Annotated in this window: 12 protein-coding genes; 4 read left to right on the top strand and 8 right to left on the bottom strand. The window is 74.6% G+C overall.

The features are described from left to right. Positions 1-32: 32 nt before the first annotated feature. A complete protein-coding gene (locus ABTY15_RS15420) occupies positions 33-857 on the bottom strand; it encodes a lysophospholipid acyltransferase family protein (protein WP_350584274.1) in 825 nt (274 codons plus the stop codon). A 225-nt stretch (positions 858-1,082) separates the two neighbouring features. Here ABTY15_RS15420 and ABTY15_RS15425 point away from each other — a divergent pair, with 225 nt between their 5' ends. Continuing rightward, entirely contained in the window at positions 1,083-1,877 is a 795-nt protein-coding gene (locus ABTY15_RS15425; RefSeq protein WP_350584282.1) for an alpha/beta hydrolase, read from the top strand. Between the two features lie 10 nt (positions 1,878-1,887). Beyond that, complete coding sequence (locus ABTY15_RS15430) at positions 1,888-2,664, top strand: hypothetical protein (protein ID WP_350584291.1); 777 nt, start codon at positions 1,888-1,890, stop codon at positions 2,662-2,664. Here the strand turns inward: ABTY15_RS15430 and ABTY15_RS15435 are convergent. The 5 genes from ABTY15_RS15435 to ABTY15_RS15455 form a co-directional block, all read right to left on the bottom strand. Beyond that, positions 2,661-3,416 carry an endonuclease/exonuclease/phosphatase family protein gene (locus ABTY15_RS15435; protein ID WP_350584308.1) on the bottom strand — a complete coding sequence of 252 codons (756 nt, stop codon included), beginning with the start codon at positions 3,414-3,416 and terminating at the stop codon, positions 2,661-2,663. The two genes, ABTY15_RS15430 and ABTY15_RS15435, sit on opposite strands and share 4 nt — an antisense overlap. 184 nt (positions 3,417-3,600) lie before the next feature. Beyond that, complete coding sequence (locus tag ABTY15_RS15440) at positions 3,601-4,545, bottom strand: ROK family glucokinase (RefSeq protein ID WP_350584327.1); 945 nt, start codon at positions 4,543-4,545, stop codon at positions 3,601-3,603. 191 nt (positions 4,546-4,736) lie between these two features. Then, positions 4,737-5,111, bottom strand: coding sequence for a DUF5304 family protein (locus ABTY15_RS15445; RefSeq protein WP_350584336.1), 375 nt, complete (start codon positions 5,109-5,111; stop codon positions 4,737-4,739). Between the two features lie 134 nt (positions 5,112-5,245). After that, a complete protein-coding gene (locus ABTY15_RS15450; RefSeq protein WP_350584347.1) occupies positions 5,246-6,418 on the bottom strand; it encodes an ArsA family ATPase in 1,173 nt (390 codons plus the stop codon). A 29-nt stretch (positions 6,419-6,447) separates the two neighbouring features. Continuing rightward, positions 6,448-6,894 carry an SRPBCC family protein gene (locus ABTY15_RS15455; RefSeq protein WP_350584356.1) on the bottom strand — a complete coding sequence of 149 codons (447 nt, stop codon included), beginning with the start codon at positions 6,892-6,894 and terminating at the stop codon, positions 6,448-6,450. Positions 6,895-7,218: 324 nt separating this feature from the next. Here ABTY15_RS15455 and ABTY15_RS15460 point away from each other — a divergent pair, with 324 nt between their 5' ends. Continuing rightward, a complete protein-coding gene (locus tag ABTY15_RS15460; RefSeq protein ID WP_350584368.1) occupies positions 7,219-9,012 on the top strand; it encodes an AMP-dependent synthetase/ligase in 1,794 nt (597 codons plus the stop codon). 100 nt (positions 9,013-9,112) lie between these two features. Here ABTY15_RS15460 and ABTY15_RS15465 read toward each other — a convergent pair whose 3' ends face one another. Then, on the bottom strand, positions 9,113-10,249 hold the full coding sequence (locus ABTY15_RS15465; protein WP_350584380.1) for a glycosyltransferase family 4 protein: 1,137 nt from the start codon (positions 10,247-10,249) through the stop codon (positions 9,113-9,115). Between the two features lie 242 nt (positions 10,250-10,491). Here ABTY15_RS15465 and ABTY15_RS15470 point away from each other — a divergent pair, with 242 nt between their 5' ends. Then, positions 10,492-11,907 (top strand): glycosyltransferase 87 family protein, encoded by a 1,416-nt coding sequence (locus ABTY15_RS15470; protein WP_350584391.1) that lies wholly within the window; start codon positions 10,492-10,494, stop codon positions 11,905-11,907. Here ABTY15_RS15470 and ABTY15_RS15475 read toward each other — a convergent pair. Next, entirely contained in the window at positions 11,904-12,965 is a 1,062-nt protein-coding gene (locus ABTY15_RS15475) for a hypothetical protein (protein ID WP_350584401.1), read from the bottom strand. The genes ABTY15_RS15470 and ABTY15_RS15475 overlap by 4 nt on opposite strands. Positions 12,966-13,000: the final 35 nt, after the last annotated feature.

Consider the following 13,000-nt stretch of genomic DNA (forward strand, 5'->3'; position numbering starts at 1 on the left):
TCCGCCCCTCCCCTGGACCGCCCGGGTGGTCGTCAGGCCGACCCGGTCTCCTTCTGCTCCTGCTCGGCCTTCGCGGCCTTCTCCGCCTCGGCGGCCCGCTCGGCCTCCGCCTTCTCCTCGGCCTTCTCGGCCTTGGCGGCGGCCTTGCGCTCGGCGTCGGCCCGCTTCTTGTCCTCGGTCATCTGTCGCTTGGCGGCGGTCGCGTAGATGTCGACGTACTCCTGGCCGGAGAGCCGCATGATCTCGTACATCACCTCGTCCGTCACCGAACGGAGGATGAAGCGGTCGTTCTCCATGCCGTGGTAGCGGGAGAAGTCCAGCGGGCGGCCGATCCGGATGCCGGGGCGGACCCCGAAGTTGGGGATCACCTGGCCGGGCGGCTGGACCTTCTCGGTGTCGATCATGGCGACCGGGATGACCGGCGCGCCGGTGGCCAGCGCGACGCGGGCCAGGCCGCCGACCTTGCCGCGGTACAGCTTGCCGTCGGGCGAGCGGGTGCCCTCCGGGTAGACACCGAACAGTTCGCCGCGGTCCAGCACCGCGATGGCGCTGCGGATCGCGGCCTCGCCGGCCCCGCGCACGCCCGAGCGGTCCACCGGCAGCTGGCCGACGCCCTTGAAGAACGCGGCGGTCAGCCGGCCCTTGAGGCCCGGGGTGTTGAAGTACTCGGCCTTCGCGATGAAGGTGACCCGGCGCTTGATCAGCGCGGGGAAGAAGAAGGAGTCCGAGAAGGACAGGTGGTTGCTCGCCATGATCGCGGCGCCCTCGGTGGGGATGTTCTCCTCACCCTCGATCCACGGCCGGAAGAAGATCCGAAGCAGTGGCGCGACGATCATCTTCATCAGTCGGTAGAACAAGCCGGGCCTCCCGTATCGCGGACCGGTCGATCCTAATGCCCCGCGGGCACCGCCCGCGCCCCGCCCCGCCCCGGCGGGCCCGGTCGGGAGCGTCGCCGGAGCTCCGGGAGCGGCCGCCGTGAGGGGTGTACGGCCCGGCGCGGGCCGTGGGACGATGCGAATCCCCGCAGCCTCCCGTTCCAGCCTCCTCTTCCCCAGCGCCATCCGCCCGCGAAGGAGTCCGTCATGTCGCTGCTGCCCGGTGCCGAACCGTACCGCCACCGCGGCGGACCGGTGGGGGTGCTGCTCTGCCACGGTTTCACCGGGTCGCCGCAGTCGCTGCGCCCGTGGGCGGAGGAGCTGGCCGCGGCCGGGTTCACCGTCTCGCTGCCGCTGCTGCCCGGCCACGGCACCCGCTGGCAGGACATGCAGGTCACCCGCTGGGAGGACTGGTACGCGGAGGTCGAGCGCGAACTGTTGACGCTGGCCGAGGAGTGCGAGCAGGTCTTCGTCTGCGCGCTGTCGATGGGCGGCGCGCTGGCGCTGCGGCTGGCCGCGCTGCACGGTCCGGTGGTGTCCGGGCTGGTGCTGGTCAACCCGTCGGTGCGCTCGGACAACCCCGCGAGTGTGCTGCTTCCGGTGCTGCGTCACCTCGTTCCGAGCCTGGCCGGGGTCGCCAACGACATCGCCAAGCCCGGCTCCACCGAGCTCGGGTACGACCGGACGCCACTCAACGCCGCCTGGTCGCTGGGCCGGCTCTGGCAGGACGTCCAGCGGCGGCTGCCGGACGTCACCCAGCCGGTGCTGCTCTTCCACAGTCCGCAGGACCACGTGGTCTCGCCGGCCAACTCGGAGCTGGTGCTGGCCCGGATATCCTCGACCGACGTGACGGAGCGGCTGTGCCAGCGCAGCTTCCACGTCGCGACGCTGGACCACGACGCGGCGGAAATATTCGCGGCCAGCCAGGACTTCATCCGACGGCTGGCCCGCGCGCAGGCGGCGGGCGTCACCGGGGTCGAATCCGACGATCACCATGGCTGAAGGGCCGGAAGTGCACGAGAGCAGCACGGCGGGCGGCGGGGACGAGGCACCCCGCGAGGACGGCGCGAGGACGGACGGCACCGCGCGGGACGGCACGGCGGCGGAGCCCGCACCGGCCGAGAACGGCGCGGCGGCGGACGCCGGTACGGCCCCGCCCGCGAAGGCCGCCGAACCGGCCGACGCCGCCAAGCCCGGCGCGCCCGGCACTCCCGCCAAGCCCGGCACTCCCGCCGAACCGGCCGAGCCCCGGACCCGGCGCGCCCCCGAGCGCAGCCAGGCCGAACAGGACGAGATCTTCGCCGCGCTGGTGGCCCAGTTCGACGACCCGGTCGACCTCAACAACCCGAACTGGCCCGAGATCGAGAACCTCCGGGCCCAGGGCGAGCTGAAGGGCGGTTTCAAGGACGGCACCGGCCGCACCGACCCGGACGACCTCGCCGACCTGGCCCCCCAGCCCCGCCCCCGCTCGGGCCGGCCGGTGCTGCCCGCCGGCGGCGCGGGCCCGCGCGACTTCGAGCTGGCCGAGGCGACCGACGAGGGCCACTTCGTCCCGCCGGAGCCCCCGCCGCTGCCGGCCGCCGACGTCACCACCAAGTTCGCCTGGCTGGCCGTGCTCGGCGGCCCGGCGCTGCTGCTGTTCGACGCGGTGGTCTGGCGGGAGATCGCCGGCTGGCCGGCCTGGGTCGGGATCACCGCCTTCCTCGGCGGCTTCGTCACCCTGGTGGCCCGGATGAAGGACCGCGACGAGGACGAACCCGAGGACCCGGACCACGGCGCGGTGGTCTAACCCTCACGCGCCGCAGGCAGCTCCAGCACCGCGAGCACCGGCAGGTGGTCGGTGGCGGCCCGCAGGTCGGCCTCGGTGACGCCGGGCAGCCCGTGCGGCACCCCGCAGCCGAGGACGGTGATCCCGGGCGTGGCGAAGACGGCGTCGATCCGCTGGTAGGGGCGCTCCGGTACGGACGTGAACTCGCCGCCCCAGGGCGCGGTCGGGTGGCCGTCCTGGAGGCGCGAGGCCAGCAGCCGCCAGCCCGGGCCGTCCGGGTGCTCGTTGAAGTCGCCGGCCACGATGCCGTGCCGGGCGATCGCGAGCTGGTCGAGCAGCAGCTCGAACTGGCCGTAGCGCTCGTCGGCGTCCAGGCTGAGGTGGCAGCTGGTGACGGTGAACGGCGCCGAGCCGGGCACCCGCAGCAGGGCGGTGGCGAAGCCGCGGGCGTGCAGGCCGCGGGTCTTGGGCAGCAGCCGGTCGTGCACGCCCAGCAGCTCGACCGCACCGGGCCGCCCGAGCAGCAGCGGCCCGGCCGCGGCGCGGCCGCCGCCGGCCAGGACGACCGTCCCGGTGCTCCGGGCCAGCCAGGCCGCCTGCCCCTGCGGCCGCCAGTAGCGCGGCGACTCCTGGACGCAGACCAGGTCGGGCGCGCAGGCCCGGATCACCCGGACCAGCGCCCGCCGGTCGTCGCGCAGCGAGCGGATGTTGTAGCCGAGCACGCGCAGCCGGCGCGGGCCGGGCGGCGGCGGTTCGGCGGGTGCGGTGGTCATGGTCCTCCCCGTACGGGTCCGTGCCGTTCGTGATCACGACCGTACGGCAGGCCCGGCGGGCCCGCGGGCGGACATGCGTCGGCGGCGGCGCGTCCGGGTCTGGTCGGGGTCCGGTCGCACCGCCGCCGGCGGGCTCAGCGGGTGTTGCGGGTACTGCGGGTACTGCGGGTTCCGCGGTCGGTGCTCAGACCGTCCGGGCCAGGTCGGCCGCGCCGACGATGCCGGCGGCGGAGCCCATGGAGGCCAGGACGACCTCGGCGCGCGGGCGGTGCACCCCGCCGGTCAGGTAGTGCTCGAAGGCCTTGGCGACCGGGTCGAGCAGCAGCCGGCCGGAGTCGGAGACGCCGCCGCCGAGCACGAAGACGCCCGGGTCGAACAGCGCGGCGAGGTCGGCCATGCCGCGGCCCAGCCACTCGGCCAGCTCGGCGTAGCACTCCAGCGCGAGCGGGTCGCCCGCCTCGGCCGCCTCGGTGATGTGGATGCCACGGATGGTCTCGGCGACGCCGTCGTTGAGCTCCAGCATCTTGCGGCCGCGCGACGGGTCGGCGGCGGACTTCTCCCGGCCGTAGCGGCGCAGCGCCCGGCCGGAGCCGTACTGCTCCCAGCAGCCCTTGCCGCCGCAGCCGCAGGGCAGGCCGTCGGGGACCATGTTGAGGTGGCCGATCTCGCCGGCCACGCCGAACCGGCCGCGGTGCAGCCGCCCGTCCAGGACGATGCCGCCGCCGATGCCGGTGCCGACGGTGATCAGCACCATGTCCTGGTGGTCGGCCGCCGCGCCGAAGCGGAACTCGGCCCAGGCCGCGCAGTTGGCGTCGTTCTCGACCACGGTGTCGAGGCCGGTGAGCTCCTCGATCCGGCCGCGCAGCGGCTCGTTCTCCCAGTCGATGTTGGGCGCGAAGATCACCGTGGAGCGGTTGCTGTCGACGAAGCCGGGAGCGCCGACGCCGACCGCGGTGACGCCGGGGTGCGACTCCTTGAGCTCGCGCACGGCCTGCGCGATGGCGTCGACCGCCCACTGCGGATCGGCCGGGGTGGGCACCCTGGTCCGGGCCAGGATCGCGCCCGTCTCGTCGACGACGCCTGCCGCGATCTTGGTCCCGCCGACATCGACGCCAATGGTCAGAGCCATGTGTCCCTCAGCTATTCACTCGTTCCCGCTGGACGGAACGGTACCGCCCAACCCTCCCCCCGTACAGGCCTCGCATACATTATCCGAAGACAATCCTGGACAAACCACGCCGCCTCGCTTCAAAAGTCGTATCGAACCCCCCGCTTCGTCACGTACGAGAGCAACGCGATCACCGTTCGAAGGTTACGGATTCACTGCTTGGCGGAAGGGTCGTCAGGCGTGTCGAGGTCGATCCGCTCGGCGGGGGCGCTCTCGCCGGCGGTCCAGCGGCTCTCGTGCCCGGCCACGGCGGCGCGGTAGGCGGCGAGCAGTTCGGAGCCCACGGCGGCCAGCCCGGAGCCGGCGGCGGCGAGGTGGGTGTAGACGTCCGGCTGCTGGGTGCGCACGCGGTCGGCCAGGCCGGCGAGGGTGATCAGGGTGTCGGCGCTCGCCTCCTGCGCCTTCTGGCCGACGACGGTGGCGAACCGGCGCACCTCGTCCACCAGCGGGCCCAGCTCCGGCCCGAACGGGTGGGCCTGCGGGCCGCCCGCCTCGGCGGTGGGCTCGGTCCGGTCGGTGCTGGTCATCGCGGGCGCCTCCTCAGCAGTGGCCGCACCCCGCGGCCCTCCGTCCCGACGCTACCCGACGGCCGGTGAGCGCCGGGCTGCGTCGAAAGGCACAGGATGCGCCGGGGAGGCGTCGCGGGCGCCGGCCGGCCCGGTCAGCCCCGGGGCCAGAGCGCCGGATCGGGGGCGAACCGCACCGCGAGCACCCCGTCGTGCAGGCCCGCGCCGGCCACCGTGCAGCGGCGCAGCGCGGACGGCAGGGTGAGCACCCGGCGGTGGGCGCCGAGGCCGACCACCAGGTCGTCGCCGCGCCGCACCAGGTCCAGGTCGGCCCGGTCGGCGCCGGGCAGGGCGAGGTGCCAGACCAGCAGGCCGTCCTCGGCGAGCCGGTCCTCCACCGGCCAGGGCGCGGGGTCGAGCCGTTCCGGACCGGGCCCGTCCCCGTACAGGCGTTCGGCGACGGCCTCCAGAGTGGCCTCGGCGAGCCCGGTGACCAGGACCGGGGCGTCGGTCACCGCGGTCAGCGCGACCAGCTCCTCCCCACGGCGGCGGGCCAGTGCGGCCAGCCAGGGGTCGGGCGAGTCGGCCGCGCCCGCGGGCAGCGCGCCGTGCAGCACCACGGCGTCCGGCCGGTGCCCGTGCAGGGCGAGCCCGGCCCGGATCCGGCACAGCTCCTGGAACGGGTGGCCGTCGACGGCGGCGACCAGGCGCACGCTGGTGCCGGGGTCGGTGATCGCGGCCCGGGACTCGGCGAGCACCCCGACGGCCTTGGCCCGCCCCTCGTACAGCCAGTCGGCGGGCATCGGGACGCCGGCCAGCCCGGCCAGCAGCGGGCGCAGCGCCCGGGCGGCCTGCCGCTGCTCGGGCAGCAGCCGGTCCAGGTAGCGCGCCAGCTGCTCGGGCAGGGCGAGGGTGGCGATCAGCTCGGCGGGCGGCGGGGCGAGCACGACCAGGACGTCCTGGTCGGCGGCGGGCAGCGCGCGCAGCAGGGCGAGCCGGGCGATGCCGGGGAGGGCGGTCAGCTCCTCGGGGTCGAGCTGTTCGGCGCCGAGCAGGTCGAGGGCGGGCTTGAGCCGGCCGGCGACCTCGCCGAGGGCGTGCCGGAAGGCCGCCTGCTCGTCGATCCGGGAGACGGTCAGGCCCGGCTCGTAGTGGGCCGGTTCGGGTTCCAGCCGGGTGCCGAGGACGGCGTCCAGGGCGCGGTGGGGGTCGTCGGCGGCGAGCAGCCAGGTGCGCCGGCCGCGCCGGGCGGCGTGCAGCGCGGTCGCGGCGGCGACCAAGGGCGCGCCCGTGTCACCGCTGACCAGGATGGTGCGTGTCGCCGTCATGCCGTCCGGCCCCCTGTTCCTCCGGCGGACTACTTGCCGCCGGTCTCCTCGACGCGCTTCTTCAGCCCGGCCAGGGCGCGGTCGATGATGACCTTCTCGGCCTTGCGCTTGATCATGCCGAGCATCGGGATCTTGACGTCCACGGCGAGCTGGTAGGTGACCTCGGTGCGGCCGCCGGAGAGCGGGGCCAGGGTGTAGGAGCCGTCCAGCGCGCGGAGCATCTGACTGCGCACCAGCGTCCAGCCGACCTCGCGGTCGCCGTCCCAGGTGTAGGCGAGGACGTGCTCGTCGCGGATCGCGCCGGCGTCGAGGACCAGCCGGACCTGCGCGGCGCGGCCGTTCTCGCCGGTCTCCAGGACCTCGATCTCCTTGACCTCGCCGGTCCAGGCCGGGTAGGCGGCGAAGTCGGCGATCACGGCCATGACCGTGGCCGGGGTCGCGTCGATGGTGATGCTCGACCTGGTGTGCTCCGCCATGAGAATGGCCCTCCGACTCGTCCGGCTGCCTGCTGGTCCGGTCGAGCCTGCTCGGCCGGGTGCGCCCGGAGCAGGCTATCGCGACCGGCGATCGGCACGGCCGCACGGGCCGGGCACTCCACGCGGCGGTCGCCGTGGGCAGGGCATGCTACCGGCCGGTCACCACCGGCCTGCCGTAGGGTGCCAGTCGAACGACCCGGTCACCACCTGGTCGAACCCGGCCGGGTGTGACACTTCGAACACCGGGGCCGGCCCCCCTGGTCGAAGCCGCCTACCGGGCAGTAACGTCCTGCCGTCCCGCAGCGTCGCGAACGAGGAGCAGTCTTGCTCGACTTCAGCCTTCCGGCCCTCTACCAGGTACCGAGCGGCGGTAACCTCTCCGACCTCGTGCAGCAGAACGCCGAGCGGCACCCGGACGTCGCCGTTCTCAGCCGCAAGGTGGACGGCCAGTGGCAGGAGTTGACCGCCGCCCAGTTCCTGGTCGAGGTGTACGCCGCCGCCAAGGGCCTGATCGCGTCCGGCGTCCGGCCCGGCGACCGGGTCGGCATCATGTCCCGGACCCGGTACGAGTGGACGCTGCTGGACTTCGCCATCTGGTCGGCCGGCGCGATCACCGTGCCGGTGTACGAGAGCTCCTCCGCCGAGCAGGTCGAGTGGATCCTCGGTGACTCCGGCGCGGTCGCCGTGCTCACCGAGACCGACCAGCACGCCAAGGTGGTCGCGGAGGTCCGCGACCGGCTGCCGGAGCTGAAGCAGACCTGGCAGATCGAGGGCGGCGCCCTCGCCGCGCTCGCCGAGGCCGGCAGTGAGGTCACCGACGCCACCGTCACCGAGGCCCGTTCGACCGCCACCGCCGACTCGATCGCGACCATCGTCTACACCTCGGGCACCACCGGCCGCCCGAAGGGCTGTCAGCTGACGCACGGAAACTTCCTGGCCGAGTGCGGCAACGTGGTGGAGCGGCTGGAACCGCTGTTCCGCACCGGCGAGAGCTCCGTCCTGCTCTTCCTGCCGCTGGCCCACGTGCTCGGCCGGATCGCCGAGATCGCCCCGGCGATGGCCCCGATCAAGCTGGGCCACGTCTCCGACCTCAAGGACGTCACCGCCGAGCTGGCCGCCTTCCGGCCGACGCTGATCCTGGGCGTGCCGAGAGTCTTCGAGAAGGTCTACAACACCGCCCGCGCCAAGGCCCAGGCCGACGGCAAGGGCAAGATCTTCGACCGGGCCGCCGACACCGCGATCGCCTACAGCCGGGCGCTGGACAGCGGCCGGGTCGGCCTGGGCCTGCGGATCAAGCACGCGGTCTTCGACAAGCTGGTCTACAGCAAGCTGCGCGCCGCCCTCGGCGGCCGGGCCACCCACGCCATCTCCGGCGGCGCCCCGCTCGGCGAGCGGCTGGGCCACTTCTACCGGGGCATCGGCTTCACCGTCCTGGAGGGCTACGGCCTGACGGAGACCTGCGCCGCCACCGCCTTCAACCCGTGGGACAAGCCGAAGATCGGTACGGTCGGCCAGCCGCTGCCGGGCTCCGCCGCCCGGATCGCCGAGGACGGCGAGGTCCTGCTCAAGGGCCCGCAGGTCTTCACCGGCTACTGGAACAACCCGCAGGCCACCACGGACGCCCTCAAGGACGGCTGGTTCGCCACCGGCGACCTCGGCTCGCTGGACTCCGAGGGCTACCTGACCATCACCGGCCGCAAGAAGGAGATCATCGTCACCGCCGGCGGCAAGAACGTCGCCCCGGCCGTGATCGAGGACCGGATCCGCGCCCACGCCCTGGTCGGCGAGGTCATGGTGGTCGGCGACCGCAAGCCCTTCGTGGCCTGCCTGATCACCGTCGACCCGGACTTCTTCCCCAAGTGGAAGGAGCTCCACGGCAAGCCCGCCACCGCCACGGTGGCCGAGCTGAGCCAGGACCCGGAGCTGCTGGCCGCCCTCCAGGCGGCGGTGGACGACGGCAACGCGGCCGTCTCGCACGCCGAGGCGGTCAAGAAGTTCCGGCTGCTGGACGCCGAGTTCACCGAGGAGAGCGGCCACCTGACGCCCTCGCTCAAGCTCAAGCGCAACGTCGTCCTGAAGGACTTCGCCGCCGACATCGAGGCGATCTACCAGAAGTAGCCGCAGCACGGCCGAGGGGCCGCCCGCCGAACCCGGCGGGCGGCCCCTCGGCGTGCCCTCACCCGCACCGGGTCAGGAGCGCCCGGAGGCGAGCGGGCGACTACGCAGCCAGCAGCGAGGTCAGCCGCCCGGCCAGCAGGTCCCAGCGCCAGGAGCGCTCCACCCAGCGCCGCCCGGCCTCGCCCATCCGCCGCCGCAGCTCCTCGTCGTGCAGCAGCCGGACGATCCGCTCGGCCGCGGCCTCCGCCGAGCCGCCCGGCACCACGTACCCGGTCTCGCCCTCCAGCACCGCGTCCGGCGCCCCGCCGGAGTCGCCCGCGACCACCGGCAGCCCGGTCGCCGAGGCCTCCAGGTAGACGATCCCCAGGCCCTCGACGTCCAGTCCCCCGCGCCTGGTCCGGCAGGGCATCGCGAACACGTCCCCGGCGCCGTAGTGGGCGGGCAGCTCCTCCCACGGCACCGAGCCGGTGAAGCGCACCGAGGCCCGGACGCCCCGGGCGTCGGCGAGCTTCTCCAGGTCCGCCCGGTACGGGCCGCCGCCGACGATCAGCAGCACCGCGTCCGGCACGTCGGCGAGGATCCGCGGCATCGCCTCGATCAGGGTGTCCTGGCCCTTGCGCGGCACCAGCCGGGAGACGCACACCACCACCGGCCGGTCCGCCAGTCCGAGCCGCCGGCGCACCTCGGCGCCCCCGGAGTCGGGGTTGAAGGTCGTCTCGTCCACGCCCGGCGGCAGCTGCACCATCCGGGCCGCCGCCTGCGGCCCGACCGCGTCCGCGATCCGGGAGCGGGTGTACTCGCCCAGGTAGGTCAGCACGTCGGTGCCCGCGCCGATCCGGCGCAGCAGCTGCCGGGCGGCCGGCAGCTGGGCCCAGGCGGCCTCGTGCCCGTGCGTCATGCCCAGCAGGCGGCTCGCCCCGGCCCGGCGCAGCGTGGGTGCCATCAGCCCGAGCGGCGCGGCGGCGCCGAACCAGACCGAGTCGCACTTCTCCGCGCGCAGGATCTCGGCGGCCCGCCGGGTGACCCGGGGTGTGGGAACCATCACCTTCGTCCGGTCGCGGATGACCGGGAACGGCTGCTCGGCGTCGAACCGGGCCACCTCGCTGCCGTCCCGCCAGGTCGAGGCGTACACCACGATGCTCCCGGCGGGCTGACGCACAGCCATGTTGTGCACGAAGGCCTGGATGCCGCCGGGGCGCGGCGGGAAGTCATTGGTGACGATCAAGGTTCTGTGCATCAGGCCACGGCTCGCTCGGTCGGGGGGTGCGCGGTGTACCGCTGGGTGATCCGTACGATAGGTCAACACCATGACCCGCCGGGAACGGATCCGCGCACGGCAACCGTTCCACCCCCGGGTCAGTCCTAGAACCTAGGCGGCCGACGGCGGCCCGGCCCGCAGTGCCGCGCCCGCCGTCGACGGCCCGGGCGTCCGTCGCGCGGCGCCTCCGGTGGGACGTCCGAGACGAACGAGGGAGCGCAGTGGAGTTGGCCCCGGCCACCGAGTCCGGTTCACCCAGCGGCGCCGCCGGCTCCGGCCAGGCGCCGGCCGCCCGGCCGGAGCCGGGCCGTGCCCCCGGCCGCCCGTTCGGGGCGCTCGCCGCGCTCGGCACCACCTGGCTGGCCACCCGGGCGGTGCTGGTGCTGCTGATGACCGGCGTGGTGAAGGGGCCCGGCGGGGACATCACCGCCGACGTCTGGATGATCTACCACGCCTGGTACGGCGTGCTCCAGACCGGCACCTTCCCGTTCGACGACGTGACCTGGCAGTACCCGCCGGGCGCCGCCCTGGTGATCCTGCTGCCGGGCCTGCTGCCCTGGTCGTACCTGGTCTCCTTCTGGGTGATCTGCGGCGTCGCCGACGTCGCCGCCACCGCCTTGCTGGTCCGCACCGGCCTGCGCCGGGGCCGGGCGCTGACCGGCGCCTGGATGTGGGTGGTCGCGGTGCCGCTGCTGGGCCCGATGGTCTACAACCGGCTGGACATCATCGTCACCGCGGTCGCGCTGGCCGGCCTGCTGGCGCTGATCCGCCGCCCGGCCGTCGGCGGGATGCTGCTGGGCCTGGGCGGGATCATCAAGGTCTGGCCGCTGCTCGGCCTGATCGGCACCCCCTCCGGCCGCCGCACCCGCCGTTCCTGGACGCTCGCGGCGGCCACCGCCGTCTCGGTGGGCTTCCTGCTCGCGGCCGGGATGAACGGTGCCTTCGGCTTCCTGGCCTTCCAGAAGGACCGCGGCATCGAGGTGGAGTCGCTGGGCGCGCTGCCGCTGCACTTCGCCCGGCTCGCGGAGGCCTGGGACGGCAGGGTCACCATGAACTACGGTTCCCCCGAGATGCTCGGGCCGTGGGTCACGGTGATCAGCAAGGTGATGATGGTCGGCACCCTGGTCGGCTTCGCCTGGCTGCTGCTGTGGCGCTTCACCGCCAAGCGGCGCAACGCGGCCACCATGTACGACGCGGCGCTGACGACGCTGCTCATCTTCACCGTCACGAGCCGGGTGATCAGCCCGCAGTACCTGGTCTGGCTGATCGGCGTCGCGGCGGTCTGCCTGACCGTGCGCGGCAGCAGCCAGCGGCCGGTGGCGGTGCTGATCCTGTTGGCGTGTCCGCTGACGCTGACCGAGTTCCCGCTGATGTTCAGCCGGATCCTCGCCAGCGAGCCCTGGGGCGTCACCGTGCTGAGCCTGCGCAACCTGCTGCTGCTGACCGCCACCGTGGTCTCCTGCGTCCGGCTCTGGCGCTCCACCCGGGGCCCGGCGCAGCTGCCGCCGACGGTGGTGCTGGCCACGCCGGAGCCGGTGCCGGCGGGCGCCTACCCGGTGCGTCCGGGCATCGCGTACGAGCAGGACCTGCTGGACGGCATCGACCGGCCCGGCGCCCCTGCCGAGCAGCGGCGTTAACTCCCCAGTGCCTTGACCTCGCCCCGCCAGAGCCGGGTGAACTCGGCCGTTCCCGGGCCCAGTTCGGCCCGCAGCAGCCGGTCCAGCCGCTGTTCCCGGTCCTCGCCCCCGCCGTCGGCCGCACCGACCGCCCGGTAGAGGGCGACCAGCCGGTCGGGGCCGTAGCGGCGGGCGATCAGCTCGCAGGCGAGCCAGGCCTGTTCGTAGGCCTGGGCGATGCCCTCAGCGCCCGCGGCGAAGTCCCGGTCGGCGGGCAGCGCGGTCGGCAGCCGGCCGGCCGCGACGTCCCGGGCCAGCTCGGGGGCGATCTGCTCCGGGCGGCGGCCGGACCCCCGGTAGGCGGTCCAGTCGGCGACGCCCTCGGAGAGCCAGAGCGGCGTCCAGGCCCGGGTGTCGGCCCTGGTCGCGACGTGGGTGGCCTCGTGGGTGACGACCACCTGGCGGCCGAAGTCGCTGAGCCGCCCGTACGCCTCGGGGTTGACCAGCACCCGGTCCGCCGGGGTGTGCCAGGGGGCGCCGGGGGCGGCCACGGTGACCGCCGCCATGCCCGTCCAGCCGGCCGGGTCGGCCTCCAGCAGCCGGGCGAACTGGGCTTCGGTGGCGGGCAGTTCGAGCAGCAGCCGGCCCGGCCAGGCGCTGCCCCAGACCTCGCTCACCGCCGCGGTGGCGCGGTCCGCCACCGGGACCAGGCCGGCCGGGTCGGGGCCGTCCGCGAGGCCGAGCACCAGGCAGTGCGCGCCGGGCGCGGACCGGACGGGGCCGAGGTCCCAGAGTGCCGGGGGCCCGCCGGCGCTCTCCTCCCGCTCGACCCGCCAGCCGCCGTCCGCCCGGGCCAGCGTGATCCGGCGCGGGTACACCACCGGGTCCCCGTCGTACCCGGCGATCCGGACCGCCAGATCGGCGGCGACGGTCAGCCGCTCCGGCGTGTCGGCCCCGGCGAGCACCAGGTTGCGGTACCCGGCCTCGGCCGGCGGCAGCCCGGTGGTGGCCGCCAGCGCCCGCGCCCGGGCGTCCAGCAGCGCCGCCACCTCGGCCCGCCGGTCCGCCCCCGGCCGCACGGCGGTCGCGGTCGGGACGGCCGGCGGCAGCGACA

It is taken from the genome of Kitasatospora sp. NPDC097643, from assembly GCF_040302625.1.
Lineage (GTDB): Bacteria > Actinomycetota > Actinomycetes > Streptomycetales > Streptomycetaceae > Kitasatospora.

Coding starts and splice junctions, on each gene's coding strand:
- ABTY15_RS15450 (WP_350584347.1), bottom strand. CDS start 6,418: ATGACGGCGACACGCACCATCCTGGTCAGCGGTGACACGGGCGCGCCC.
- ABTY15_RS15455 (WP_350584356.1), bottom strand. CDS start 6,894: ATGGCGGAGCACACCAGGTCGAGCATCACCATCGACGCGACCCCGGCC.
- ABTY15_RS15465 (WP_350584380.1), bottom strand. CDS start 10,249: ATGCACAGAACCTTGATCGTCACCAATGACTTCCCGCCGCGCCCCGGC.
- ABTY15_RS15435 (WP_350584308.1), bottom strand. CDS start 3,416: ATGACCACCGCACCCGCCGAACCGCCGCCGCCCGGCCCGCGCCGGCTG.
- ABTY15_RS15445 (WP_350584336.1), bottom strand. CDS start 5,111: ATGACCAGCACCGACCGGACCGAGCCCACCGCCGAGGCGGGCGGCCCG.
- ABTY15_RS15440 (WP_350584327.1), bottom strand. CDS start 4,545: ATGGCTCTGACCATTGGCGTCGATGTCGGCGGGACCAAGATCGCGGCA.
- ABTY15_RS15425 (WP_350584282.1), top strand. CDS start 1,083: ATGTCGCTGCTGCCCGGTGCCGAACCGTACCGCCACCGCGGCGGACCG.